Source organism: Pigmentiphaga litoralis (assembly GCF_014651835.1).
In the GTDB taxonomy this organism is placed as follows: Bacteria; Pseudomonadota; Gammaproteobacteria; order Burkholderiales; family Burkholderiaceae_B; genus Pigmentiphaga; species Pigmentiphaga litoralis.
On the sequence record NZ_BMXQ01000003.1, the window covers coordinates 308242 to 335065 of the forward strand.

Sequence of the window (26824 nt, forward strand, 5' to 3'; positions counted from 1 at the left end):
GTCCGCAGCCACTTGCTCGACCACTGTCCCCAAGCTTGTCCACACAATTCGGGGATAACCCTGAACGCCTGCCAGGCAAGGCGCGCGTTTGTTGTGGTTCAAGCTCGAAGCCGGGAAAAAACGCGCTTTCGGACCGCCCACAGCCCATTTGCCCGATTTGAGGCAGGGGCTCGCAACCCCAGTCGCCATGCGGGTTTCAAGGGCTTATCCGTCGCCTATCCCATGGCTTGTCCACATTCCATGGGGATAAGTCACCAGACACGGCGCGGTGCCCCCAAGTTTTACAGGAATGTCGGATGCTGCATGCGGTAGAAGGTCGGAAAGTAAAGGGTAGGGAGGCAGGGGAGCGGGATCATCAGGACCGTTGGCGGGTTCGCGGTGAAGTGCGGACGCTGCGCCAGGTCAGGTTGCGCACCCTGCTGGGTAGCTTGGTCATTGTCGTGGTCGCCGACCTGGTGGACCTGATTGCCAATCTGATTTTTGCGCCCTGGCAGATCGTCCGGTCAGCCATCCAGACCACGCTGATCGCGGGGCCGCTGGCGGGGTATGTCATCTACACCCATGCCCGTGCCAACCTGCGGCTCTATGAGATGAAGACATATCTGGCGCTGCTGAGCACCACCGATCCGCTGACCGGTCTCTTGAACCGCCGCGCCTTTTTCGACCGCGCCCGGGCCGTGGCCGACAGCCGGCAGCCGCACATGCTGGTGTTGGTGGACGTGGACCGGTTCAAGACCGTCAATGACCGCTTCGGCCACCCGACGGGCGACGCCGTCATCCAGCGCGTCAGCCGGCTCATGAAGGCGCATTTCCATGCTGATGCGCCGCTGGCGCGTATCGGTGGCGAAGAATTTTCAGCCATGCTGCTGACCGGGACACTGGAGGAGGTCAGGGCCAGCGCCGACGCCTTTTGCGCTGCCGTGGCGACCGAGCCCTTCGAGGCAGGCGGCACGGGTTTCCAGGTGACGGTGAGCGTGGGCCTGGCGTCGTTTGCACCCGGCCGGACTGCCGATGACGTGTATGCACTGGCCGACGTGCAGCTCTACCGGGCGAAGCAGGGTGGCGGAAATCGCGTGGCCTGGGAAGGGCGCACGACGGCCTGCTAGGGAACATGATCATTGAGCTGGGTGTGGCGACGGGCCTACGATACCGATCCCATCGCGCGTCGGCACAGGCGGGCGATATTCCACAGCCGCGCGCCGTTTCCGGCGCCATCCCCCGGAGACCGCTTTCATGATCATCAGGACCGAGCAGGACGTGACGCAGGCCGTGCTGGATGAACTCGACCGCGCGACCGACCCCCGCTTCAAGGAGATCATGCAGACCGCCGTCCGGCATCTGCATGCCTTCATTCGCGAGGCACGGCTGACGGAAGCGGAATTCCAGCAGGCCTGCGCGGTCATCGCGCGGGTGGGGCAGGCGACGACGGCATCCCACAACGAGGTGGTGCTGGCCGCGGGGTCGTTGGGTGTGTCCTCGCTGGTGTGCCTGCTGAACAATGGCGGGCAGGCGGTGACCGAGATGCCGGAAGACCGGCCGCCCACCGGGGTCCATGGCGCACCGCAAGCGCCGGGCGGCACGACGGCCAACCTGCTGGGTCCCTTCTGGCGGATGGGCTCGCCGCCGACTGATTCAGGCGCGTCCATCGTCCGGTCGCCCACGCCGGGCGATCCGATCTTTGTGGAAGCCTGGGTGAAGGATCCGGCAGGGCGGCCGGTGGCGGGCGCCGAAGTGGACGTCTGGCATAGCTCGAACGAAGGCTTCTACGAAAACCAGGATCCGGCGCAAGCCGACATGAACCTGCGCGGCAAATTCGTGACCGACGCTGACGGCCGCATTGCCTTTCGCAGCGTCAAGCCGGCGGGGTATCCCATCCCGGTCAGCGGACCCGTGGGGGAGCTGTTGCGTGCGCAGGGCCGGCACAACATGCGGCCGGCGCACATCCACTTCCTGATCTTCAAGGAAGGCTACAAGACGCAGTTTTCGCAAATCTATTCCAGCGACGATCCCAATCTGGATACCGATGTGCAATTCGGGGTGACGCAAGCGCTGGTCGGGCACTACGAGCCGCACCCTGCCGGGACCGCGCCGGCAGCCGATGTGACCGGGCCCTGGTACTCGCTCACGCAGACGTTCGTGATCGAACCGGGTGTGGCCAAGCTGCCCCGGCCGCCCATCAGCGCCAAGGCGGACGGGCCGCGGCCGACGCTGACGGTGCTGGCAAGGACCTGACCGGCGGCTCGCGCCGGTCGCCCGCAGCCTGCCCAGTCAGGACAGGAAAGCGGAACCGGCGCGGACAGGAACTGGATGGGTCGGCCCGGGAACAGTCTTTGCAACCTGCTCTTCCATCCAGTCCAGGAGGGCGCTCATGCATCCCGCACCATCCGTCGAACCAGGCAGTGACGACGACGGCGTCCGCGACGTGGTCACGCAGGGCGATGAGTACCTGCGGCCACGCCAGGAACAAGCCAAGGACCGGGCATTGGACCCGACGCAAACCACGGGCGGCGCGCCGGCGCCTGGCGAGGCGGACCTGCCTGCACTGACGCCAACCTCCACGGAAGCTGGTTTCGCCCGATCGGCCACGGCGGCCGCATCGGCGGCGTCCACATCCCGGGCATCGACATCCGCTGCGCCGACAGCCAGTACTTCGAGAGCCACTACCTCGACGCCGGATACGCCGACGTCCCATCCGTCCAAGGAGACACCATGACCGATAACGCATCGCAAGGCACCCCGAACAGCAACGACGTCAAGGACACCGCCGACGACACGCTGGCCCGTTCCGGATCGCAGGGCAAGGGTGTGCACGCGCCCAAGGAAGGCGAGCAGATCGTGAGTCGCAGCGCCGATCCGGGCCAAAGCAGCTACGGTGGTTTTTCGGGGGAAGATACGACCAAACAGACCCAGGAAGTCGAGGCCGACGCAGAAAAATCCGCGACGTCAAAGGGCGATACAGCGCGCTCTGCGGTCGGTAAGAAGGACTAAGCCCTCCGGGAATGGCATGGGCGGCACGCAAGTTGCTGGGACACCTTGGCGAGGGTCCACCCATGAGCCACCCTCTGGAGAGAACTGTCATGCAAGCCACCATCGATATCCCAGTCCAGAAAATCGAACAGTACTACTTGAAAGCCCGTGTCCATGAGCTGCCCGAGGCACGCTATCGCGGTGTTGTCGAAGCCGGCGCCCGGTCTGCGCGTGGCATCGACAGCCGCCTGCACTATTGCCCGTTGGTACGCGCCACGTGGTCGGATGCGATCCGTGATGCCGAAACCCTCGCGGCCAAGCTCAAGGCCACCGAGTGCACGGATGCGGAATGCAGTGTCTTTTCTGCACGCGGCACGACCGCTTTTGATACGTTCATGAACGTACTGGCGGCCACCAAGCCGGTGGAAGTGCCCAAGCTGGTCAGCAGCACGACCGCCAAACGCACGCCCAAGCGCCAGTCGGCGCCCAAGCTTGCCCCCGTGCCGACGCGCCCGGTGGAAGAGAAGGCTTCCGTGGTGCATTTGCGTCGCCACGCCTGATGGTGAGCCAGGAAGGATGCGGCGTCCGGTCCGCCCGGATGCCGCCTTCTTCCGCTGTCGTCGTGATGTCTAGAAGATGGACAGGCGGGTACGCGCCACGAACATCTCCAGCGCCTTGCGCCCAAGGTGCGAGTTGCCGCTGTCATCGATCGCGGGCGACCACACGCACAGGCTGAGCGTTTCGGGTACGACGGCAACAATGCCGCCGCCCACGCCACTTTTGCAGGGCAATCCCACCAGGAAAGCGAATTCCCCGGCCGAATCGTAGGTGCCGCAGGTCAGCATCAATGCGTTCAGACGCCGCGCCTGCCGCTCGCTGACCACGGCCTTGCCTCGGTAAGGATGCGCGCCGTCGCGGCACAGGTAGCCGGCCGCGCGCGCCAGTTGCACGCAAGACATCTGGATGGCGCACTGGTTGAAATAGACATCCAGCACCTGTGCCACGTTGTTGTCGAACTTGTCGAAACTCTTCATGAAGTTGGCGACCGCAACGTTGCGGTACCCGTTCGCCGCTTCGGACTGCGCGACTTCCTGATCGATCGCGACCTGGTCGCCGCACAGGCTGGAAATGAACTCGACAATGTCGGCCTTTGCATGCGACTGCGTTGCCGACACCAGCCGGTCCGCCACGGCGATCGCGCCAGCGTTGATGAAGGGATTGCGCGGCACGCCTTCTTCGCGTTCCAGCTGCACCAGGGAATTGAACGGGTTGCCCGAGGGTTCACGCCCGATACGATCCCACACCTTGTCGCCGACACGCTGCAGGGCAAGCGTCAATGAAAACAGCTTGGAAATACTCTGGATGGAAAAAGCATCGGTGCTGTCGCCGCTGGCCGCTTCGAATCCGTCGCAGGTGCGCAGCGCAATCCCGAATCGGTCCGCCGGCACCCGTGCCAGGGCCGGAATGTAATCCGCCACCTTGCCTTCTTTTCCCAGTTCGGGGCGAAGGGCGTCGGTGATGTCGTCAAGGATGGCTTGGTAATCCAGTGGCATGAGTTGCTCTTGTTGTGGTGAAGGTAAGAAAGGGGCATCGCCCGTGCTAGATTCCCGGATCGATTGTAGGGGGTGAAGGATGAAGCACGGGTGGATAAAGGCAAGCTTCGGCTTGGCCGGCGTGCTGCTGCTGGCCGCTGGCACGGGCGCCTGCGTGGCGATCGACGAGCGCAAGTCCGTGACGCCGGCGCCGCGTTGCCCGATGGGGCATCAGGACAAGCGCGATTGCATGCCCGATAGCGGCCGCGGCCTGTGCACGAAAGCCAAACGCAGCGATTGCTGACGCGGGCTTTCCTGCACGCTGCAACGCGGCCGCGGGCCGGCCTCAGTGGGTCACTGTGGAAGCCAGCAGGTCTTCGATCTTGACCGGCAGGTCGCGCACCCGGACACCGGTTGCGTGGTAGACCGCCGCGGTCACCGCCGCCGCAAAACCCGCCAACCCGATCTCGCCGATGCCCCGTGCGCCGATTTCGTTCAGCGCCAGGTCGGGAAAATCCAGGAATTCCACATCGATGGTCGGCGCATCGGCATGCGTCGTCATCACGTAGTCGGCCAGGTTGCTGTTGATGGGCGCACCATTGCGGCGGTCGTAATGGGTCTGCTCGAACAACGCCATCCCGACCCCCATGATCACCGCGCCTTCGATCTGGTTGCGGCCGGTGCGCGGGTTGATGATCTTGCCCGCATCGATCACGGTCAGCACGCGGTTCACGCGTAGGCGCGCAATCTCGGGCTGCCAGGTCACTTCAACAAAATGCGCGCCGTACGAATGGATGGACCGCTTGTCGTCGTCCTTGTCCTTGCTGCTCGGCTCCGAGCTGCCGTCGCCGGATACGAAGGCCACGTTCTCTTTGGCCAGCAGGTCTTCAAAGCGCAAGCCCTGCTGCGCGGGCTGGTCCTTGCGGTGCACCCATCCGCCGGTAAACGCCAGCTGATCGGCATCGACACCGGACAGCGGCGAGTGCTCGCCCTTGCTGGCCAGGCTCAGCAGATTCTCGATCGCGGCCTTGGCGCTTTTCGAGACCGAAGGCACCAGCGAACCGGTGGCCATGGACCCGCCCGACATCGGCCCCGCGGGCAACGCGCTGTCGCCGATCTGCACGTGAATGTCGGCAATGTCCATGCCGGTCATGTCGGCCACCATCTGCGCCAGCACGGTGTACGTTCCGGTGCCGATGTCTTGCGTGGCGCAGGCCACGCGTACGCGGCCATCCCCCAGGAAGGTCACCGTGCTTTCGGCGGCAAGCCGCTTGGCCATCCACGATGCGCCCGCCATGCCCCAGCCAACGATCATGCCGTCGCGCCGCATGGAACCGACCTCGGGCGTGCGTTCGGCCCAGCCAAAGGACTTTGCGCCGCGGGTCAGGCATTCCGTGTAGTGACGGGTCGAGAAGGGCACACCCTTGCCCTCGTCGATCTCGGGTTCGTTCATCAGTCGAAATTGAACAGGATCAAGATTGAGCTTGATCGCCATTTCGTCCATGGCCGATTCCAGCGCGTACAGGCCGGGCACCGCGCCCGGGCCGCGCATGGACGTGTTGGGCGCGATGTCGCGGCGGGCGAATGCGGCGGTCGCACGCAGGTTGGGCACGCTGTAGAAATAGCCGGTCGCCTCGCCGCAGTTCTCCTTGCTCTTGTCCAGGCGCGACACATGGAACACGTAGTCGTGCTGCAAGGAGGTCAGCTTGCCGTCTTTCGTCGCCGACAGGCGCATGCGCTGCTGGGTATTGGTGCGATGGCCCACGGTCTGGAACATCATCTTGCGCGTGATCTCGATCTTGACCGGACGGCGCAGCTGGCGCGCCGCCGCGGCCGCCAGCACCGAATGCGTCCAGGGCCACAGCTTGCCGCCAAAGCCCGACCCCAGATATTCCGTCACGACCCGCACGTTTTCGGGTTCGACCCCCAGCATCTGCACCATGACGGCCTGGTGGTTCATGATGGCTTGCGTGGTCTCATACAGCGTGTAGCGGGTGCCGTCGAACACGGCCACCGACGCATGCAGTTCGATGGGGTTGTGCGTTTCCGGCGGCGTGGTGTAGACCGCGTCCAGCGTGACGTCGCCTGCGGCAAAGACGGCCTCGGGGTCGCCCCGTTCGGTGTCCACGCTGGGCTCGTCGTCGGGGGTGAGCTCCAGGCTGACGTCGGGCTGTTCCTCGTCATAGCTCACCTTGACGGCACGCGCCGCGGCGGTGGCATGCTCGAAGGTATCGGCTACCACCAACGCGACGTATTGGCCGTAGTAGGTGACCTTGTCATCGCTGAGCGGCGGACGGTATTCGTCAATCGACGCGCCGCTGGCCGGCGACACCCGGTACAGCGGGCCGATGTTGTCGGTCGTGAAAATGGTGTGCACGCCCGGCATGCCTTGGGCGATGCTGCTGTCGATCTGGCTCACCCGTCCGGTGGCGATCGTGGCTGTGACCGGGACGCCAACGAGCATGCCGTCAAAGTGATGGTCGGACGTGTACTGCGCCGTGCCGCTGACTTTCAGGGGACCTTCAACGCGGCTGAGCGCGGCGCCGATCAGGGGACTGCGGGGGGAAGTTGCGGTCGTCATGGATGGGTGTCCTTGTTCGCGCCGTTCAGGCAGGCTGCGTCGCGGTAATGAGTGCGTTGATCAGGCAGCGTTTGCCAAGTTCGACCTTGAAGCCGTTCTCGCTCTGCGGGCGCGCATCTTCCATCGCCAGTGCGGCGGCTTCGGAAAAGCTGGCCAGCGTGGCGGGCTTGCCAGCCAGGAAGTCTTCGACTTCGGGCAGCCGCCATGGAATGGCGCCCACGCCGCCCATGGCAATGCGGATGTCCTTGATCGCGCCCTGATCGGTGCTGGCGACGATGGCGGTCGATGCCAGTGCAAATTCGTACGACGCCCGATCGCGCAGCTTCAGGTACAAGGACCGCGCGCCAGCCACGGGCCGGGGCAGCGTGACGTGCGTGATCAGCTCGCCCGGTTGCAGCACGTGTTCGATGTGCGGCGTGTCCCCCGGCAGCACGAAGAAATCATCGAGCGGCACCTCGCGTTCGCCGCCTTGTCCCTGGATGTGGACGATCGCGTCAAGCGCCATCAGGGCGACGTTCATGTCCGATGGATTCGACGCGATGCAATGCGAGCTGGTGCCCAGAATGGCCAGGTTGCGGTTGTACCCGTCGATGGCTGAACAGCCCGAACCCGGCTCGCGCTTGTTGCAGGCCATGACCGGATCGCGGAAGTACACGCAGCGGGTGCGTTGCAGCAGGTTGCCGGCGGTGGTGGCCTTGTTGCGCAGCTGCGCCGATGCGCCGGCCAGCAGGGCTTCGGACAGCACGGCGTAATCGCGCTTGATGCGTTCGTCATGCGCCAGGTCGCTGTTGCGCACGGTCGCGCCGATCCGCAGCCCGCCGTCGGGAGTCTCGCCGATGGTTGCCAATGGCAACTGGTTGATGTCGATCAGTTGCGACGGTGTCTCGACATCGAGCTTCATCAGGTCGACCAGCGTGGTGCCGCCGGCCAGGTAGCGGGCGCCCGAGGCAATGGCTTGCTCCACGGAGCTTGCACGGCTGAGTTGGAAGGGATGCATGGCGGCTCCTCAGGCTTTGCGGACGTGCTGGATGGCCGCCACGATGTTGGTGTAGGCGCCGCAGCGGCAGATGTTGCCGCTCATGGCTTCCTTGACGTCGGCATCCGAAGCGCCGCAGGGCTCTTTCATGAGCGCGACGCCCGACATGATCTGTCCGGACGTGCAGTAGCCACATTGATAGCCGTCATGGTCCACGAAGGCCTGCTGCATGGGATGCAGGGCGTCCGGGGTGCCAAGGCCTTCGATCGTGGTGATGGCGTCGCCATCGTGCACGGCGGCCAGGCTCAGGCAGCTGTTGATCCGGCGGCCATCGACAAGCACCGTACAGGCGCCGCACTGGCCATGGTCGCAGCCCTTCTTGGTCCCGGTCAAAAACAGGTGATCCCGCAGCGCTTCCAGCAGGGTGGTGCGCGAGTCAAGATCGAGGTCGCAATCGGTGCCGTTGACCGTGAAAGCCACGGGCATCATGGAGATCGCCTCGGGGTTGCGGTCCGTATCGGCCACGGCAGTCGCGTCGTCCTGGAATGGCGTGCCTGCGGCAGCTTGCGCGGCGGCGTTCGGGGCAAGGGCGGCAGCGTCGTCCGCGCGATGGTCTAGCGTCATGGGGAGTCCTTGAAGAATGGCGCGATCCCTGCAGGATCGTGGCGCGCGCGCGGGGAGACACACCGGCGCAGGAGTCCCGACCATTCAGCAAGAAGCGCGCCCGATGAGCTGAAGGAAGCATCGCGTGACGCGTCACATTGTGGTCAACTCCGTGGGTTGACTGAATGCCTGCCCGGAGCTTTGGATGAACCGCCTAATCGTAGGTATTACCGGCGCCTCTGGCGTGATCTACGGTATCCGCACACTCGAAATGCTCAAGTCGCTGGGCACCGTCGAATCGCACCTGATCATGTCGCCATCGGCGGCCCGCACCATCGTTGAAGAGACCGACTACACGGCCGAGTACGTGCGCAGCCTGGCGCACGAAGTCCACAGCTTCAAGGACATCGGTGCGTCGGTCGCCAGCGGTTCGTTCAAGACAGAAGGCATGCTGGTCGCGCCGTGTTCGATCAAGACGCTGAGCGGCATCGCCAACTGCTATGCCGACGAACTGATCGTGCGGGCGGCCGACGTCTGTCTGAAAGAGCGCCGGCGCGTGGTGCTGATGCTGCGCGAAACACCGCTGCACGCCGGCCACATTGCGCTGATGGACCAGGCCACGCGCAGCGGTGCCATCATCATGCCGCCGGTGCCCGCCTTCTATCACCGCCCCAAGACGCTGGACGACATGGTCACCCAGACGGTCGGACGCGCGCTCGATCTGTTCGGCATCGAAACCCACCGCGTCAAACGGTGGAAAGAGTCCGACGAGGACTGACCGGCACCTGTTCATCCATCCAGTACAATCGGGGCTGCCGCGGGGCGCTGTTGCCGCGCGCGCTCATGCATCGAGGGTCGGTTTTGGATTATGTCGTCGCCGTGCGCGCACTGTGCGAATTCACCGCCAAGGCGGGGGATCTGGATGTGCGCTTCACCCCCTCGCCTTCCGCACAGGAAGGCGTGGCCGGGCACACGCTGGTCGCTTCCCGGCGGCCGGATCACTACGAGTCCGAGATCACGCTGACCGGCGCCTACGAGCACCTGCGGGTGCGCGGCCGCGCCGATGGCTATGATCCCGTGACCAACCAGCTCGAAGAGGTCAAGACCTTTCGCGGACACCTGGACCGCATGCCGGCCAATCACCGCGCGCTGCATTGGGCGCAGGCCAAGGTGTACGGCTGGCTGCTGTGCCAGGATCGCGGGCTGGCATCGATCGACGTCGCGCTGGTGTACTTCGACATCGGCACGCAAGAAGAAACGGTGCTGGTCGAGACGCACAGCGCCGAGGACCTGAAAGCCTTCTTCGAACTGCAGTGCGAACGATTCATCGGCTGGTCGGAACAGGAAGTGATGCATCGCGAGGCGCGGGACGCCGCCTGCGGGGCCCTGGCCTTTCCGCATGGCGACTTCCGGCCGGGGCAACGCCAGCTGGCCGAGGCGGTGTACCGGTCGGCCAGCCAGGGGTGCGCCGTCATGGCGCAGGCGCCCACCGGCATTGGCAAGACGGTCGGCACCCTGTTCCCGCTGCTCAAGGCCTGCCCGTCGCAAGGCATCGACAAGGTGTTCTTCCTGACGGCCAAGACGTCGGGGCGCAGCATGGCGCTGGACGCCCTGGACCTGATCGCCCGCAGCGACGATGCACCGCCTTTGCGTGTGCTGGAACTGGTGGCGCGCAAGAAGGCCTGCGAGCATCCGGACAAGGCCTGCCATGGGGAGGCCTGTCCGCTGGCCAAAGGCTTCTACGACCGGGTGGCCGATGCCCGCGCCGACGCGGTGTCGATTGCGCGGCTGGATCGCGAATCGCTGCGTGACATCGCCCTGCAGCACGAGGTCTGCCCCTACTACCTGAGCCAGGACCTGGCGCGGTGGGCCGACGTCATCATTGGCGATTACAACTACTACTACGACAGCAACGCCATGCTGTTCGGCCTGACCCTGGCCAACCAATGGAAAGTCAGTGTGCTGGTTGATGAAGCGCACAACCTGGTCGACCGCGGCCGCAAGATGTATTCGGCGGAACTGTCCCAGGCAGGCCTGAAAGACATTCGCCTGTACGCGCCGCCCACGCTCAAGAAGCCGCTGGAAAAGTTGAATCGCATCTGGAACGAGGTCAACCGCGAGCAGACCGAGACCTACACGGCGTACGACGCGGTGCCGGCCAAGTGGCTGATCGCCCTGCAGCAGGCCGTCACAGCGGTGGGGGAAGAACTGACCGAGCGGCCGGCCGGGGTGGACGAAGCGTTGCAGCAGTTCTATTTCGATGCGCTGCGCTTTCAGCGGATTGCCGACAGCTTCGGCGCGCATTCCCTGTTCGACATCACGCTGATCGAACCTGTCTCGGCGCAACCGAAGGCGCCCACGTCGGTCATGAACCTGCGCAATGTGGTGCCGGCCAGTTTCCTGGCGCCGCGTTTTGCGGCAGCGCGGTCCACGGCCTTGTTCTCGGCCACGCTCAGCCCCCATCACTTCTATCAGGAAACGCTGGGGCTGCCCAAGGCCACGCCGTGGATCGACGTGGCCTCGCCCTTCGTGGCCGAGCAGTTGTCGGTGCAGGTGGTGGGGAACATATCGACCCGCTATCAGCATCGGGACCGCTCGCTCGACCCCATCGTGACCCTCATGGCCCGGCAGTATCACGAACGTCCGGGCAACTACCTGGCCTTCTTCAGCAGCTTCGACTATCTGCAGAAGGTGCTGGCGCTGTTCCAGTCGCGGCATCCCGATATCGAGGTGTGGTCGCAATCGCGCGGCATGGACGAAGCGGCGCAGACCGGCTTTCTGGCGCGCTTTGCGCCCGACTCGCGCGGCATCGGGTTCGCGGTGCTGGGCGGCTCGTTTTCCGAAGGCGTGGACCTGCCGGGCAGCCGCTTGATTGGCGCTTTCATCGCCACGCTGGGCCTGCCGCAGATCAACGACGTGAACCAGCAGATGCGGGCGCGGGTGGACGCGCTGGGCAAGTCGGGCTATGACACCATCTATCTGTATCCGGGCCTGCAGAAAGTCGTGCAGGCGGCGGGCCGGGTGATCCGTACCCAGACCGACACCGGCGTGGTCTATCTGATCGACGATCGGTTTGCCCGGGCCGAAGTGCGCGACCTGCTGCCCGCATGGTGGCAGGTCCGGACGCAGGACCATTCCCCCAAGGAGAAGACATGGACGTAGGCATGGCCGGAAAGACGGCGCTGGTGACGGGCGCGAGCCAGGGCATCGGGCGGGCGATCGCATTGGGTCTGGGCGCGCAGGGCGCGCATGTGGCGCTGGTGGCGCGCCGGCGCCCGCTGCTGGACGAGGTGTCGGCAGCCATCGTGGCGTCGGGCGGCCCGGCGCCGCACATCATCGAAGCGGACCTGTATGCGGACGACGCGGCCGACCGTATCCATGCGGATGCGCGTGCCGCGCTGGGTCCCATCGACATCCTGATGAATGCCGGCGGCGGGAGCCGGCCGATCGACTTCGACGCCACCCGCGAACAGTGGATGGAGGGCATGACGCTCAATTTCTTCCGCCTGCGCGAGCTGACGCACGCCGTCGTGCCCGAGATGCGAGCGCGCAAGTACGGGCGCATCATCAACATCACCGGCACGTCGGAACCGCGCGGCTTGAACGCCGCGTTCAGCGCGAAGGCCGCCGTGCATATCTGGGCCAAGGGCCTGTCGCGGCTGGTGGCGGCCGACGGCGTCACGGTCAACTGCATCCAGCCCGGCCGGATCCGCAGTGAACAGATCAAGAAGCGCTATCCGACCCTGGAAGACGAACTGGCCTTTGCGCAGGAAGAGATTCCGGCAGGGCGCTTTGGCGAATCCGAGGAGCTGGCCAACCTGGCGATCTTTCTGGGATCGCCCCTGGCAAGCTATGTGAACGGGACGGTCATTCCGGTCGATGGCGGGATGTACCGCCACGCGTTCTGAGCCTTCCGGACCCGCTGCGCAGGTGACCGGCCCGGCCGGTCACTTCCCGCGCCGTCCCACTCCCGCGATCTCGTGAAAGGCGCGTTCCTGCATGGACACGTCCTTGCCGGTGCGCGAGATCAGCCACATGGCCGACTTGGCTTCCGGCTCGCGCAGCGGCCGGAAGGTCACCCCGCTGGCTTCAATGCTGCGGAACGATTCGGGCACGAGCGCGATGCCCAGCCCCGATGCCACCAGCCCGACGATCGTTGCCGCCGTGCGCGCTTCCTGCACCACACGCGGCGCAAAGCCGGCCCGCTGGCATAGCGCCATGATCTGCAGATAGACGCCGGTGCCGCCGTCGCTGGGATACATCACGAACGCTTCGTCGTTCAGTGCACTGACGGAAAACGGACGCAGGCTGTCGGCGCGCGGATGCTGCGGGGGCAGGGCGGCGACCAGCGCATCCTGGAACAGGCGCGTGGCGTGCAGAAAGTCCGGCAGGTCGGGCGCTTCGGTGCCCCGGATGAAGGCGATGTCGAGCCGCCGTTCCAGCATGGCCGTCAGTTGTTCCTGCGTCGTCAGTTCTTCGATCCGCAGGTGCACGCCCGGCAGCCGCTGGCGATAGGCCAGGATCAGCTGCGGAATGACCTGGGTCAGCGCGGCGCCGCTGGTAAAGCCCACCCGCAGTTCACCGATTTCGCCACGTTGCACCCGGGCCACGATGCTGGCCGCGCGGTCGGCCTGCGCGAGCAGCGCGCGGGCTTCGGGCAACAGGGCCTGGCCCGCGGGTGTCAGGTCCACATGGCGGTTGCTGCGCTCGAACAGCCGGGCGCCCAGTTCCTCTTCCAGTACGCGGATCTGGTGGCTCAGCGGCGGCTGCGACATGTTCAGGCGCACGGCGGCGCGGCCGAAATGCAGGGTCTCGGCCAGAACGACAAAGTAGCGAATGCGGCGCAGATCCATCATACCTATCGTGTATCAATCTTGAATGAAACGATATTAGACGTAGATGGCGCCACGGCGCACGATATCGGTGTCGATCACGTATGCCGGTAGCACCGGACAGGCCAGGAATGAACGCGCAACAGGTGGGTGCAGGGGTGGTGGGGGCTCGGGAGGCAGCAGCAGGTGCGCCGGTCGCAGGCACGGCAGCAAGGCATTGCCGAGCGGAAGACGTTTCATCCGCGCCCCGGATCGAGCACGGCACGGCCGCCTTTATCCGCACCAATTGCGCCATCTTTGCGTCGGGGCTTGCCACGTTTGCCTTGCTGTATTGTGTGCAGCCGCTCATGCCGGTGCTGTCGGACACCTTCCATGTCGGCGCCACCGGCGCCAGCCTGTCGTTGTCACTGACAACCGCTTTTCTGGCCGTCTCGATCCTGATCGCAGGCGCGCTGTCAGAGACCTGGGGCCGCAAGCCCATGATGGTCGGGGCGTTGCTGCTGTCGTCGATGCTGACCCTGGTCAGCGCGTCGCTGCACCATTGGGAATCCTTTCTGGTGGCGCGCGCGCTTTTGGGCATCGCGCTCAGCGGCTTGCCGGCAGTGGCCATGGCCTATGTGGCCGAAGAGATGCATCCCCGTTCCCTGGGCCTGGCCATGGGGCTGTACGTGGCGGGGTCGGGCCTGGGCGGCATGGCCGGGCGGCTGCTGGTTGGTGTGATCACCGACCTGTCGGACTGGCGGATGGCGCTGGTCAGCATGGGGCTCATTGGCCTGGTGTGCGCCGCGATCCTGTGGCGTTGCCTGCCGGCCTCGCGCCATTTCGTTGCGCGGCCCTTGCGTTTTGCGCCGCTGTTCCAGACCTATGCCAGCCACCTGCGCAGCGCCACCCTGCGCTGGCTGTTCGTGATCAGCTTCCTGCTCATGGGCAGCTTCGTGACCCTGTACAACTACGTGGGCTACAAGCTGGCCGCCCCGCCGTTTTCCCTGACGCATACGCAGATCGGCCTGGTGTTCAGTGTGTATCTGTGCGGCGTGGTCAGCTCGGCCTGCATGGGATCGGTGTCGCAGCGGGTGGGCCGGCCGCGCATGTTGCCGATTACCTTCGGCGTCATGTTGATCGGCGCATTGCTGACCTGCGCCGGGGCGGTGTGGGCGGTGGTCCTGGGCATCGCGCTGATGACCATCGGTTTTTTTGGCACCCACGCGGTGGCCAGTGCCTGGGTCAGCGCGCAGGCCCCGGTCGGGCGGGCGCAGGCGGCGTCGCTGTATCTGTTCACCTACTACCTGGGGTCGAGCGTGCTAGGGTCGCTCGGCGGCGTGTTCTGGACGTGGCGCGGCTGGCCGGGGGTGGTGGCCATGATCGTGGTGTTGCTGGTGGCGGGCGTGGGTGCGGCGTGGCGGCTGCGGAAGCAGGCGGGCTGAAGTACGCCGGCTGAAGTACGCCGGCTGAAGTACGCCGGCTGAAGTACGCCGGCTGGAGCACGCCGCCGGAAGCAGGCGACCCGAGGCCGGCTGGCTCATCCGTCCTGCCCCGGCAAAGACCGACGTAAACTCAGCGGTGTCATCCCTTCTCCGTCCTAGAACGGCCCCATCGATGCACAGCACACCATCGACATCGCCGTCGGCCAATGGCACCGCCGCGGCGTGGATTGACGCCCATGACTGGGCGGCCACGCCCCTCGGGCCACGAGACACCTGGCCTCCTGCACTGCGCCATGCGCTCGACCTCATTCTTGCCTCGCCGCAGGCCATGTGCGTCGCCTGGGGCGATGCCCTGATACTGATCCCGAATGACGCCTTTACGCCCCTGCTGGGCCGTGACCCGGGGGCCGTGCTCGGCCGCCCCTTGCAGGTCGCGTTGCCCGGGGTCTGGCCTACGCTGAACGGTCCGGTGGATGACGCACGGGCAGGCCGCCCCCAGCGCTTCAAGGATGTGCCCATTCTTCTTGAGCGGCACGAAGGACCGGCTCAGACATGGTGGAGCTTTTCGCTGTCGCGGCTCAGTGACGACACCGGCCACGCGGCCGGGGTGATGTGCATCGCGCAGGAAACGACGGAACACGTCGAAGCCTTGCGCGCGCTGCGCGAAAGCGAACAGCGCCTTGATGCCCTGGTCCGGTCATCGTCCGAAGTGCGCTTCCTGATCAGTGCGGACTGGCAACGCTTGCACGAACTGAAGGGAGGCGACTTCATTCCCGACACGGGCGCCAACAACGACAACTGGCTGAACGATTACATTCCGCCCGACGGGCAGGATGCGGTGCGTGCCGAGATCGAACGGGCGATCCGGACGCAGTCGACCTATGCCATCGAGCATCCGGTGCGGCGTGTCGATGGCAGGGTGGGGTGGGCGCAGGTGCGCGCCGTGCCGCTGATCGATAACGACGGGGTCATCACCGCTTGGTTGGGCGCGGCCTCGGACATCACGGACCGCAAGGAGGCCGAGGCGGCGCAGCGCGACAGCGAGGCCCGCCTGCGCGACCTGAACGCGACGCTCGAGGATCAGGTGGCGGAGCGCACACGCAAGCTGCGCCTGTACAGCGACGTGGTCGAAGCCAGCACGTCGCTGATCTGCATTTTTGATGCGACGCGCCGGTATGTGGCGTTCAACCCGGCCTATGCCGACGCCTGCCTGCAGTGGGTCGGCGCGGTGCCGGAAGTCGGGCAACCGGTGCCGGACGGCTTCCCGGCTGACCAGGCCGCGCCCTTGCACGACGCCATGACCCGGACACTGGCCGGCGAGTCCTTCAGCATGGCGATGGAGCTCGGCCTGGCAGCGCACACGCAGCGCAGTTACGAGCTCTTGTTCACGCCGCTGCGCGACGAGTCGGACGCGGTCATCGGCGGCTTCTATTTCGGCCACGACGTCACCGACAGGATCCGCTCGCAGATCGAACTGGAGTCGACGCATACCGCGCTGCGCCAGGCGCAAAAGCTGGAAGCGGTCGGCCAGCTGACCGGCGGCGTCGCCCACGATTTCAACAATCTGCTGACGGTCATCAAGTCGTCCAGCGACCTGCTCAAGCGGCCCGATCTGCCTGCCGACCGGCGCGCGCGATTCATCGACGCGATCTCCGAAACCGTGGACCGGGCATCGCGCCTGACCGGCCAGCTCCTGGCCTTTTCGCGGCGCCAGGCGCTCAAGCCGACGGTCTTTTCGGCGTGCGACAGTGTCCGATCCCTGGCCGACATGCTCGAGACCCTTGCGGGTGGGCGGATACGGGTGATCGTTGAGCTGTCGGACACGCCCTGCCATGTGTTTGTCGATCCCAACCAGTTCGACACGGCGCTCGTCAACATGGCCGTGAATGCCCGCGACGCCATCGAAGGCAACGGGCAGATCGTGATCCGCGTGGCCCCGTGCAACGCCATTCCGGCCGTGCGTCTGCACACACGGCTTGCCGGGCAGTTCGTGGCGGTGTCGATCGCGGACACGGGATCCGGCATTGCGGCCGACAGCCTGGACACGATCTTCGAGCCCTTCTACACGACCAAGGAAGTGGGCAAGGGGACTGGCCTGGGGCTGTCGCAAGTGTTCGGATTTGCGAAACAGTCGGGCGGGGAAATCATCGCGACCAGCCGGGAGGGTGAAGGCGCGACCTTCACGCTGTACCTGCCCCGCGTGGCGGCAGAAGCGCAAGCCGACGCCGGCCGCGTCGCGCCCGCCCTGACCGAAGCGCTTGCCGACGGGCATGACACCCGTGTGCTGGTGGTCGAAGACAATGCCGAGGTGGGCACGTCGTGCATCACGGCGCTGGTCGAGCTGGGCTACCGCCCGACGCTGTCCACCCGCGCCGAGGATGCCCTGGCCCTGCTGCAGGACCGGCCCGACGATTTCGACGTGGTGTTTTCAGACGTGCTGATGCCCGGCATGAACGGCATTGAGCTGGCCAAGCTCATCCGCGCGCGGCATCCTTTCCTGCCGGTGCTGCTGACGTCGGGCTACAGCGCCGTCCTGGCGCAGCATGGCAGTTACGGCTTTGACCTGCTGCAAAAGCCATATGCCATCGAGCAGCTGTCGCAGGCCTTGGCCAACGCGGTTCGAAGCACTCCGCAACGTCTTTGATCGCGGTTTCGGTTTACAGTTGAGACCTCGCGGGACACCCGCGACGATCACGATGGAGGATCAAGGGTTGCGCACACCACGCAGCCCTTTTTCTTTGTGGAGGAAACCCAGAACGCATGAAACATACGTGGCAATTTTTCCGGGCGGGTGGCGTGGATCAGGTGCTGATCCGGTCGGGCGCCGATATCGCGCACCTTGAAGAACTGGATCAGAAACTGTGGGTGGCGCTGGCCTGCCCGACGCGTGGCATCGAGTTCGATTCGCGCACGCTGGACCTGATCGATACGGACAAGGATGGCCGCATCCGTCCGCCTGAAATCCTGGCGGCATGCAAATGGGCGGTGGCCCAGGTCAAGGACCCCGAGATCCTGGCAGAGGGCGGCGACAGTCTGCCCATCGACGCCCTGGCCAACGACGGCACCGACGGTCCGCAACTGGCGGAAGAAGCGCGCCGCATTGCCGATCTGCTGGGCCGCGCCGACGGCGAACCCATCAACCTGGCCGATGTGACCGACCGCAGCAAGCTGCTCGCGGCCATGCGCTTCAATGGCGATGGTGTCGTGACCGTCAAGACGTCGGACGATCCGGACGTGCAGAAGACGATCCAGCAGATCCTGGATACGCAGGGCGGGGTCAAGGACTACAGCGACGTGATCGGCGTGGACAAGGCGATGGCCGAGGCGTTTTTTGCGCAGGTCGACAAACTGCGCACCTGGCATGGCGCCGTCAGTGGCGACGACACCGTCATGCCGCTGGGCGACGCGACCAAGGCCGCGGCCGACGCCGTGGCCGCGGTGCGCGCCAAGATCGACGATTATTTCACGCGCTGCCGGCTGGCGGCCTACGACGCGCGCGCGGTGCAGGCGCTGAACCCGTCGATCGAAACCTATCAGCATCTGGGCGCCCAGGCCTTGTCGCTGTCGTCACCCGAGGTGGCCGACCTGCCGCTGGCACCGGTCCATCCGGGACGCCCGCTGCCGCTGTCGGGCGAGCTCAACCCCGCGTGGTACTCAAAATTGAGCACGCTCAAGGAAAAGGCGGTCGCGCCGATGCTGGGCGAGTCGGTCGACGGGTTGACCGAGACGGCCTGGCGCGCGCTGGTCGACCGGCTCGAACCCTATGTGACCTGGACCGCCACGCGGCCCGAGACGCGCCTGGACGCGCTGAGCCTGGCCGACATCATGCGTATCGATGCCGACGCCCAGGCCGCCGTGCTGTCGCTGATCGAGCAAGACGCCCGGATGGGCCCGCACAACGCGCGCATCGGCGACCTGGAAAAGCTGCTGCGCTTCAAGCGCGACCTGCTGCATCTGCTGAACAATTTCGTGTCCTTCAGCGAGTTCTATCGCCGCAAGGGCGCCATCTTCCAGGCCGGCACGCTGTACCTGGACGCACGCAGCTGCGAGCTGACGGTGGACGTGGCCGATGCGGCCAAACATGCGCAACTGGCCGGGCTGGCCAAGGCCTGCCTGGCCTATTGCACCTGCACGCGCCAGGGTCAGAAGAAGACCATCGTGGCGGCCTTTACGGCGGGCGATGTGGACTTTCTGTTCGTGGGCCGCAACGGCATTTTCTATGACCGGGACGGCAAGGACTGGGACGCCACCATCACCAAGCTGATCGAAAATCCGACCAGCATTGGCCAGGCCATCTTTTCACCGTACAAGAAATTCCTGCGCATGATCGAAGAGCAGGTGGCCAAGCGCGCGGCCGCCAGTGACGCGGCGGCGCAGAAGCACCTGGGCGCGCTGGCCGCTGACGTGGCCACGGCCGACAAGACCAAGCCCGCCGCCACGCCGGCCACGCCGCCCGCGCCCTTGGGGTTCGGCACCAAGGTCGATGTCGGCACCGTAGCTGCCCTGGGGGTGGCGCTGGGCAGCATCAGTGCAGTGGCAGTCGGCATCTTCGGCAAGTTTGTCGACCTGGGGGGCTGGATACCCGTGGCGGTGATCGGCATTCTGGTGGCCATTTCCGGGCCGAGCGTGCTGATCGCCTGGCTGAAACTGCGGCAGCGCAGCCTGGGCCCGATCCTGGATGCCAGCGGCTGGGCGATCAACGGGCGCATGCGGATCAATGTGAAGCTGGGCGGGTCCTTGTCGCAGACGGCGCATGTGCCACGCAACGCGGCGCACCGCTTCAACGATCCGTTTGCCGACCGGCATGGCAAGGCCTATGCAATCGCGGGCGTGCTGGCGCTGATCGTGGCGCTGGCGCTGGCCTGGCGGCTGGACTTTCTGAATGGCGTGCTGCCGGTATCGATGCGGCATCAGAGCACGCCGGAACCCGTGCCGGTGGTGGTGACGCCGGCGGCCCGCGGCGCGACGACGGGTACCGGTGCGGCGGTCGCGCCCGCAGCGCCTGCACCTGCACCCGCACCTGCACCTGCACCCGCACCTGCACCCGCAGCCCCCGTCGCCCCCGCCACCGCCTCCTGATCCCCACCGGGACAACGCTGTCCTGCCCGCGCCCGCCGTGCAAGGCGGGCGCACTTACAATGCGGGCTGCGAGAATCAACGACGAAGTGAGCAGTTCATGACCGATATTCCCGAATCGCCCGATCTGGACGAGGACGACAGCGCCGAAGGTGAAGCGCCGATCCATGAAGCGCGCCTGTGGCGCGACGTGGGCTGGACCGCGCGTGTCATCAAGAATGAAGACGACGATGGCTGGGCCGTTGCGATGACCAAGTCAGGCGAAGTCGAGCCTGCACTGGTCGGCCCGTGGACCATGGGCCGCGACAAGAAGAACCCCAAGCCGCTCGATACATCGGCCTTCAACACCCTGGTCAAGACGGCGGCCGAAGTGCTGCGCCGGCACGAACAGCAGTTGCACGCGCAGATGCACAAGCAGATCACCGTCAACACCGACACCGGCCGCGTGACCGTCATGCTCGATATCGTGCCCGACGAGTACGACCCCTACGCCACGCTGGCGGCCGTGGATGAATACGGCGACACCCTGGCCAGCGTCCGCACGTCCCCCACGTTCAAGCTGAACATGACCAGCGCGACGGCGTGGATCGCCAACGACTACCGCAAGCCGGGGCAGTAGGCGGGAAGGTCGACAACACGAAGCGCCGCCGCGCCGCCGCCTAGGCCGCTGGCGGCGCCATCAGGCTGTCCGCCACGATGGCGCCCAGCTGCTGCAGGCTGAAGGGCTTCTGCAGCACGCGGTGCGCACCGATGGCGCCCGACGGCATCGGCAACTCGGCATAGCCGGTCGCCATCACCACCGGCAGGGCAGGGAAGTCCTTGCGGGCTTCCACGATCACCTCGGCGCCATTCATGCCGGGCATCGCAAAGTCCACCATCAACAGGTCGGGCACTTCGGCGCGCAGCATGTCCAGGCCGATCTGGCCCGATTCCGCCTGCAGCACGTGTAGCCCAGCACCTGCAGGGACTCGACGATCAAGGCGCGCACGTCGGCGTCGTCGTCGATCACCAGGACCTTGGCGGCGGGCGCCGAGCCCGAGGTATCCGCGCGGTTGTCGCTTGCCTCGACGGATTCGTCGGCCGCGCTCGGCAGCCAGATTTCGACCGACGTGCCCCGGTTGCGCTCGCTCAGGATCCGGGCGATCCCGCCCGACTGGCGCGCAATGCCATACACCTGGCTCAGTCCCAGGCCGGTGCCCTTGCCGACAGGCTTGGTCGTAAAGAACGGATCGAATACCTTGGTGATCAGTTCCGGCGGGATGCCAGTGCCGGAATCGCGTACCGTGATCACGACGTAGCGGCCGGGCAGCAGATCGCCGCCTTCCGCCGTGCGCGCTTCGGCACGCACTTCCAGCGATCCGCCTTGCGGCATGGCGTCGCGCGCGTTGATCACCAGGTTCAGGATGGCCAGTTCGAGCTGGTTCTGGTCGGCCTTGGCCGGGGGCAGGTCGGGGTCGAACTGCGTGCGCATCGGAACGCGTGATCCCAATGCCGTGGTCATCAGGTCGCTCATGCCCTCGATCAGCGCGGGCACGTTGGTCGGCCGCAGATCCAGGTTCTGTCCGCGCGCAAAGGCCAGCAGTTGCGCCGTCAGCTTGGCGCCGCGCGCCACCGCCCGCTTGGCGTTCTCGGCATAACGCAGCACCTGCTCGTCTTTGGCCTTGATGCGGATCAGGTCGACGTTGCCAACAATCGAATTGAGCAGGTTGTTGAAGTCATGTGCAATGCCGCCGGTCAGCTGACCGACGGCTTCCATCTTCTGCAATTGCACCAGTGCCGACTGGCTGCGTTCGCGTTCTGCGACTTCGGTGGTCAGGCGATCGTTGGCGCGCGCCAGTTCGTGCGTGCGCTCCAGGATCCGCCGCTCCAGCGACTCGTTCAGGTCATGCAGTTCGCCGCGGCTGGTCTGCAAGGCCTGCTCGGCCAGGCGGCGCTCGGTCACGTCTTGCGTGACCCCGGCAATGCTCTCGACGTTGCCCTGCTCGTCCAGCACGGCGCGGCCACGCATCTCGATCCAGTGCGCCGACCCATCGGGCCAGGAAATCAGGCACGCGCAGTCAAAGTCAGTGCTTTCTCCACGCGCCAGTTCCACGGCCGCTTCCAGCGACGCACGCGCCTGGTCGTGCACGGCGCCGATCAGCTCGTCATAGGCAAAGGACTCGTGCGGCTGGCGGCCGAAGTCGGCCTTGCAGTCGTCGGACGCGAACAGCTTCATGTCGGACAGCCGGATGCGCCAGGCGCCCAGCCGACCTGCCTTGAGCGCCAGACGCAGATTGCGTTCGGCTTCGAGCCGCTCGATCAGCTGCGCGCGCGCAACGTACTGGCGCCGCCGCCCGCGCAGGCTGGAGAGCACCGCGTGGCACAGCGTTTTGGCATGCAGGGGCCGTTCCAGAATCAGCAGGTTGCCCAGCGGATCGAGTGCGCCGGCGGAATTGCGGCGCGCGCGTGCCCTATCGGTCGACGACAGGACAATGAACGGGAAGTCGGACCAGGCCGGCTGCTGCGACAGCCATCCGGACACCACGGCGATGCCTTCGGGCGTCAGCGCTTCTTCTGCGATCAGCGCGCAGCCTGCGCCGGCCGATAGTTCGCGCATCAGTTCGGCCAGGTCGACGCAGATCCGGGCGCCAATGTGCACCTGTTCCACGACCTGCGCCACGACCGCGGCATCACGGCCGCGCGGCGCCAGGATCAGCGCGAGTTCTTCCTGCTGCATCAATTGTTGTCGGAAATATCGGGATCGAGCAGGGCGACCGTGCCGCGGTAGGTCGGCACGCCCGACAGGACGCCCTCGAAGTCGGTCAGGGCTTCCCCGATACGGATACCGGTGCCCGGCGCGACGCGGAATTCGCGGATCATCCGGCCATGCGCGCTGGTACGACTCTTGAGCGCCGAGATGGCGGTCAGGATCTCGCCTTGTGCTTCGAAAAAACGGAACAGCAATACCGCATCGCTCAGATAGCTGAGGTCGATGTCGGACCGGATCTCGCCGATGAAGCCATGCTGGCCCAGGATCAGGATCGTCGTCACGCCGCGCTGGTTTAGGTAGGCCAGCAGTTCATGCATGTGCAGCATGAGGAAACGTTCGCCGGGCATGGCCTGGATGTAGGCATTCAGGCTGTCGATGACCAGCATCTTCGCGCCGTCGGTTTCCACCGCATGGCGCACGGCCGAAGAGAATTCGCCCGGCGACAACTCGGCCGGATCGACCTGCCGCATTTCGAGCGCGCCGCTGTCGAGATAGGGCTGCAGGTCCATGCCCAGCAACCTGGATCGTGTCAGCAGGGTGCCGACGCCCTCGTCGAACAGGTAATACACGACCCGGCCGCCACGTTCCAGGGCCGTCAGGACGCAGCGGATGGCGGTCGTGGTCTTGCCGGCGCCCGACGGCCCGCTCAATAGCGTGTTGGTGCCAGGGACGAGGCCGCCGCCGATCAGATCGTCCAGCGCGGGCACGCCGGTGGACAGCGGATCGGACACGAAATTGTTGTGATGCTCCGCTGCGACCAGCCGTGGGTAGACGATCATGCCGCCGCGTTGCAGCCGGATGTCGTGGTAGCCGCCATCGAACTGGATGCCCCGCATCTTGATGACGCGCACGCGCCGCCGTTCCGGCCCGAACTCCTGCACGTACTGGTCCAGGCTCATGACGCCATGCGCGATGCTGTGCAACTGCAGATCGCCGGGCTCGGACGTCTTGTCGTCCAGCAGCAAGACCGTGCACTCCCGATTGGCAAAGAAATGCTTGAGCGCAAGGATCTGCCGGCGGTAGCGCAGCGGGCTCTGGGCCAGCAGCCGCATTTCAGAGAGGCTGTCGAACACGATCAGGGCGGGGCCCAGTTCTTCAACCCGCGCCATGACGTTGCGCGTCGTCTCGTTCAACTCCATGTCGGCCGGGTGCAGGATGGACTGCCCCGAGTCCAGGTCCAGGCCCGCCTCATTCACCAGTTCATACACGTCGATGCCATCGAGCGACCAGTCGTGCGTCGCGGCGGCAGCCACCAATTCCTGTTGCGTCTCGGACAGCGTGATGTACAGGCAGCGGTCACCGCGCGCCACGCCCGCCCGCAGGAACTGCAGCGCCACCGTGGTCTTGCCCGTCCCCGGCGTGCCTTCAAGCAGGTACAGGCGGTTAGGCGTAAGGCCGCCCCGAAGCACCGTATCCAGGCCAGCAATGCCGGTCGACAGTCTCGGCGTGGTGGTCGGTTGCGGGGCGGTGTTGTGGAAGGAGAAGATCGGGGGCATACGTGACGGGCGCGCTCGGGCAAATGAGAGCGGACGCTCTCCACATGGCATTGTGCCAGAGCACTTTTGCTGTCATGAACAGATACACGTCGTGTTGCGTTATGTCACCTTGTCTTACTGTTGAGTTAACCGGAAGCGGGCGGGTGGCTCACCGAAACACAGCCCCCGCCGCACGCGTAGCGGCGCGCGCCACGACGGCGCGCCAGAACGCTTCGGCAGCTGCCGCCCCTGCCGCGCGGTGCCGAAACAGGCGGATGCCGATGGGCAAATGCCACTCCGCACCGCCGGCATCCACCAGCCGGCCGGCGGCCAGTTCTTCCTGCATCAGGCTTTGCGGCAGCCAGGCGATGCCACGGCCATCAAGCGCCATCGACTTGAGCACGGTTGCCAGATGCGCCGTGAAGACGGGTTCGGCGCCAGCCGCGTCCAGCGCCGCCTGCCGCTGATCGCGCACGATGCGTCCCAGGCCGGATTCCGGGGTATAGGCCAGCAAGGGTACCCGTGCGCGGCTGCGGCGCGACAGGGTGTGCCGCGGCTTGCCTTGCGCGGTGGCGGCCACGACCGGCATCAGGACATCGGTGCCGACTTCGGTACTCGTGAAGTCGGCATCGGGCAACCGCACCGGCAGATGCGGATGGGCGTGGCACAGCATGAATTGCGCGCGGCCCTGCAGCATCAGCGACTCGCATTGCGGCATGACGTCCGACACCAGCTGGATCGGACCAATGGGTGCATGCGATTCGAGTCCGCGCAACCACGTGGGCAGGAAGGTCAGCGATAGCGCGTGGGTGGCGACAAAACGCAGCGTGGAGGAACTGGCGTCGGCCACGGCCCGCGCTTCGTCGGGCACCCGCGCAACGCGCGCGGTGATCTCTTCGGCCACGCCGCGAAACCACTCGCCGGCGTCGGTCAGCGTGACCGGATGGGTGCTGCGGTCGAACAGGTCGACGCCCAGCCAGGTTTCGAGGGCGCGGATGCGGCGGCTGAACGCGGGCTGCGTCATGTGGCAGTCGCGCGCAGCGCGCGAAAAGTTGCCGCTGGCCGCCAGCGTCAGGAAATCGTTCAACCACGTGAAATTCATCATCGATGCTTTGACGGCATAAAGGCAGAGAAAACGGGCATTGGACGCATCCGGCAGGGCGCGCGAAGATGCGTGCACTGCTTCTGACGGTGTCGATGCGACCCGGCGCAGTACTTATACACCGAGCGCTGCCGTGCAATCTGCCTGCGGCGCGCTCTTTCCAGCAGGACGCCACCATGAAAATCGTCGATATCCGCGAAGCCACCAAGCCGATCAAGTCGGACATCCGGAACGCCTACATCAACTTCTCGAAGATGACCCTGAGCCTGGTCGCGGTGGTCACCGATGTGATCCGCGATGGCAAGCCGGTGATCGGTTACGGGTTCAACTCCAACGGCCGTTATGGTCAGGGCTCGTTGATGCGCGAGCGGTTCCTGCCGCGCATCCTGGAAGCCGATCCGGCCAGCCTGCTCGACGACGAACGCGACAACCTGGATCCGCACAAGATCTGGGCCACCATGATGACCGACGAAAAGCCGGGCGGCCATGGTGAACGGTCCGTGGCCGTGGGCACGATCGACATGGCCGTGTGGGATGCCGTCGCCAAGATCGAAGGCAAGCCGCTGTACCAGCTGCTGGCCGAACGGTATGGCAACGGCGAAGCCAATCGCAAGGTGTACGTGTATGCCGCCGGCGGCTACTACTGGCCCGGCCAGGGCATCGAAGGCCTGGAGCGCGAAATGCGCAGCTACCTGGACCGCGGCTATTCGGTGGTCAAGAAAAAGATCGGCGGCGCATCGCTGTCCGAAGACCGCAAGCGCATTGAAGCCGTGCTGCGTCTGCTCGGCCCGGGCCAGAAACTGGCGGTGGATGCCAACGGCCGCTTCGACCTGAAGACCGCAGTCGAGTACGCCAAGGCGCTGTCCGACTACGACCTGTTCTGGTACGAAGAAGCGGGCGATCCGCTGGACTACGCGCTGCAGGCCGAACTCGCGCCGCACTATGCCGGGTCGATGGCGACGGGTGAAAACCTGTTCTCGATGCAGGATGCGCGCAACCTGATCCGGTATGGCGGCATGCGTCCTGATCGCGACTATCTGCAGTTCGACTGCGCGTTGAGCTATGGCCTGGTCGAATACCTGCGCACGCTGGATATGTTGAAGGAACATGGCTGGTCGCCCTCGCGCTGTGTGCCGCATGGCGGGCACCAGATGTCGCTTGCGATCGCGGCCGGCCTCGGCCTGGGCGGCAACGAGTCCTACCCGGATCTGTTCCAGCCCTACGGCGGCTTCCCCGACGGCGTGAAGGTGGTGGACAGCTATGTCACGCTGCCGGAACTGCCGGGCATCGGCTTCGAAGGCAAGGCCGACCTGTATGCCGAGATGAAGGCGCTGGCGAGCTGATGTTGGCACGCTGATGGGGTAAGTCGATGTCTTGCGTAGGCATGCAGGCATCGCATCTCAGTCTTCCCTGATCGCCGGCGAATGAAAAGCGCCAGTCCCGGTGTTGCGGACTGGCGCTTTTGTATTCCCGGACAAGGCAGGCTGGAAGCGCCGCGTGGCGCCTT

Annotated in this window: 23 protein-coding genes; 14 read left to right on the plus strand and 9 right to left on the minus strand. The window is 65.7% G+C overall.

Annotation, left to right across the window (positions count from 1 at the left end):
• Positions 1-383 precede the first annotated feature (383 nt).
• The 5 genes from IE116_RS24445 (at position 384) to IE116_RS24465 (ending at position 3527) form a co-directional block, all read left to right on the plus strand.
• Positions 384-1106, plus strand: coding sequence for a GGDEF domain-containing protein (locus IE116_RS24445; protein ID WP_189616348.1), 723 nt, complete (start codon positions 384-386; stop codon positions 1104-1106).
• Between the two features lie 127 nt (positions 1107-1233).
• A complete protein-coding gene (locus IE116_RS24450; protein ID WP_189616350.1) occupies positions 1234-2232 on the plus strand; it encodes a dioxygenase family protein in 999 nt (332 codons plus the stop codon).
• 136 nt (positions 2233-2368) lie between these two features.
• Positions 2369-2713 (plus strand): hypothetical protein, encoded by a 345-nt coding sequence (locus tag IE116_RS24455; protein ID WP_189616353.1) that lies wholly within the window; start codon positions 2369-2371, stop codon positions 2711-2713.
• Positions 2710-2988, plus strand: coding sequence for a hypothetical protein (locus IE116_RS24460; RefSeq protein ID WP_189616354.1), 279 nt, complete (start codon positions 2710-2712; stop codon positions 2986-2988). The genes IE116_RS24455 and IE116_RS24460 overlap by 4 nt, the downstream gene beginning before the upstream one ends.
• An 89-nt stretch (positions 2989-3077) precedes the next feature.
• Positions 3078-3527: a hypothetical protein gene (locus IE116_RS24465; RefSeq protein ID WP_189616356.1), complete on the plus strand. Its 450-nt coding sequence runs from the start codon at positions 3078-3080 to the stop codon at positions 3525-3527.
• Between the two features lie 69 nt (positions 3528-3596).
• On the opposite strand, the gene IE116_RS24470 is transcribed toward IE116_RS24465, so the two are convergent.
• Positions 3597-4520, minus strand: coding sequence for a glutaminase (locus IE116_RS24470; protein ID WP_189616358.1), 924 nt, complete (start codon positions 4518-4520; stop codon positions 3597-3599).
• Between the two features lie 79 nt (positions 4521-4599).
• On the opposite strand from IE116_RS24470, the gene IE116_RS24475 reads away from it, so the two are divergent.
• Positions 4600-4803 (plus strand): hypothetical protein, encoded by a 204-nt coding sequence (locus tag IE116_RS24475; protein WP_189616360.1) that lies wholly within the window; start codon positions 4600-4602, stop codon positions 4801-4803.
• Positions 4804-4845: 42 nt separating this feature from the next.
• On the opposite strand, the gene IE116_RS24480 is transcribed toward IE116_RS24475, so the two are convergent.
• The 3 genes from IE116_RS24480 to IE116_RS24490 are packed head-to-tail and all read right to left on the minus strand — an operon-like array spanning position 4846 to position 8545.
• The gene (locus IE116_RS24480; protein WP_189616363.1) at positions 4846-7080 is read right to left on the minus strand and encodes a xanthine dehydrogenase family protein molybdopterin-binding subunit; all 2235 of its coding nucleotides are present in this window, start codon (positions 7078-7080) and stop codon (positions 4846-4848) included.
• A 25-nt stretch (positions 7081-7105) separates the two neighbouring features.
• Positions 7106-8077, minus strand: a complete 972-nt coding sequence (locus IE116_RS24485; RefSeq protein ID WP_189616365.1) for an FAD binding domain-containing protein — start codon at positions 8075-8077, stop codon at positions 7106-7108.
• Positions 8078-8086: 9 nt separating this feature from the next.
• On the minus strand, positions 8087-8545 hold the full coding sequence (locus IE116_RS24490) for a (2Fe-2S)-binding protein (protein ID WP_229828915.1): 459 nt from the start codon (positions 8543-8545) through the stop codon (positions 8087-8089).
• A gap of 319 nt (positions 8546-8864) precedes the next feature.
• Here IE116_RS24490 and IE116_RS24495 point away from each other — a divergent pair, with 319 nt between their 5' ends.
• From IE116_RS24495 to IE116_RS24505, 3 genes are all read left to right on the plus strand, one after another.
• On the plus strand, positions 8865-9437 hold the full coding sequence (locus IE116_RS24495; protein ID WP_179590154.1) for a UbiX family flavin prenyltransferase: 573 nt from the start codon (positions 8865-8867) through the stop codon (positions 9435-9437).
• Between the two features lie 83 nt (positions 9438-9520).
• Entirely contained in the window at positions 9521-11821 is a 2301-nt protein-coding gene (locus IE116_RS24500; RefSeq protein WP_189616368.1) for an ATP-dependent DNA helicase, read from the plus strand.
• Entirely contained in the window at positions 11812-12567 is a 756-nt protein-coding gene (locus IE116_RS24505) for an SDR family oxidoreductase (RefSeq protein WP_189616369.1), read from the plus strand. The genes IE116_RS24500 and IE116_RS24505 overlap by 10 nt, the downstream gene beginning before the upstream one ends.
• Positions 12568-12606: 39 nt before the next feature.
• On the opposite strand, the gene IE116_RS24510 is transcribed toward IE116_RS24505, so the two are convergent.
• Positions 12607-13515: a LysR substrate-binding domain-containing protein gene (locus IE116_RS24510; protein ID WP_229828885.1), complete on the minus strand. Its 909-nt coding sequence runs from the start codon at positions 13513-13515 to the stop codon at positions 12607-12609.
• Between the two features lie 107 nt (positions 13516-13622).
• Between IE116_RS24510 and IE116_RS24515 the strand changes: the two genes are divergently transcribed.
• The 4 genes from IE116_RS24515 to IE116_RS24530 all read left to right on the plus strand — a co-directional run bounded on the left by IE116_RS24515 (position 13623) and on the right by IE116_RS24530 (position 20610).
• Positions 13623-14915, plus strand: a complete 1293-nt coding sequence (locus tag IE116_RS24515) for an MFS transporter (protein ID WP_189616370.1) — start codon at positions 13623-13625, stop codon at positions 14913-14915.
• A gap of 172 nt (positions 14916-15087) precedes the next feature.
• Positions 15088-17559, plus strand: a complete 2472-nt coding sequence (locus tag IE116_RS24520; protein ID WP_189616371.1) for a PAS domain-containing protein — start codon at positions 15088-15090, stop codon at positions 17557-17559.
• A gap of 116 nt (positions 17560-17675) precedes the next feature.
• On the plus strand, positions 17676-19994 hold the full coding sequence (locus IE116_RS24525) for a hypothetical protein (protein ID WP_189616372.1): 2319 nt from the start codon (positions 17676-17678) through the stop codon (positions 19992-19994).
• 97 nt (positions 19995-20091) lie between these two features.
• Positions 20092-20610, plus strand: a complete 519-nt coding sequence (locus IE116_RS24530; protein ID WP_189616374.1) for a hypothetical protein — start codon at positions 20092-20094, stop codon at positions 20608-20610.
• 40 nt (positions 20611-20650) lie between these two features.
• Here the strand turns inward: IE116_RS24530 and IE116_RS24535 are convergent, their stop codons facing one another.
• The 4 genes from IE116_RS24535 to IE116_RS24550 form a co-directional block, all read right to left on the minus strand.
• Complete coding sequence (locus tag IE116_RS24535; RefSeq protein ID WP_229828887.1) at positions 20651-20899, minus strand: response regulator; 249 nt, start codon at positions 20897-20899, stop codon at positions 20651-20653.
• Complete coding sequence (locus IE116_RS24540; RefSeq protein WP_189616378.1) at positions 20869-22707, minus strand: PAS domain-containing hybrid sensor histidine kinase/response regulator family protein; 1839 nt, start codon at positions 22705-22707, stop codon at positions 20869-20871. The genes IE116_RS24535 and IE116_RS24540 overlap by 31 nt, the downstream gene beginning before the upstream one ends.
• On the minus strand, positions 22707-24236 hold the full coding sequence (locus IE116_RS24545; RefSeq protein ID WP_189616380.1) for an ATPase domain-containing protein: 1530 nt from the start codon (positions 24234-24236) through the stop codon (positions 22707-22709). Before IE116_RS24545 ends, IE116_RS24540 begins: the two co-directional genes overlap by 1 nt.
• A gap of 148 nt (positions 24237-24384) precedes the next feature.
• The gene (locus IE116_RS24550; RefSeq protein ID WP_308428271.1) at positions 24385-25320 is read right to left on the minus strand and encodes a LysR substrate-binding domain-containing protein; all 936 of its coding nucleotides are present in this window, start codon (positions 25318-25320) and stop codon (positions 24385-24387) included.
• A gap of 173 nt (positions 25321-25493) precedes the next feature.
• Between IE116_RS24550 and IE116_RS24555 the strand changes: the two genes are divergently transcribed.
• Positions 25494-26660, plus strand: coding sequence for a mandelate racemase/muconate lactonizing enzyme family protein (locus IE116_RS24555; protein ID WP_189616382.1), 1167 nt, complete (start codon positions 25494-25496; stop codon positions 26658-26660).
• Positions 26661-26824: the final 164 nt, after the last annotated feature.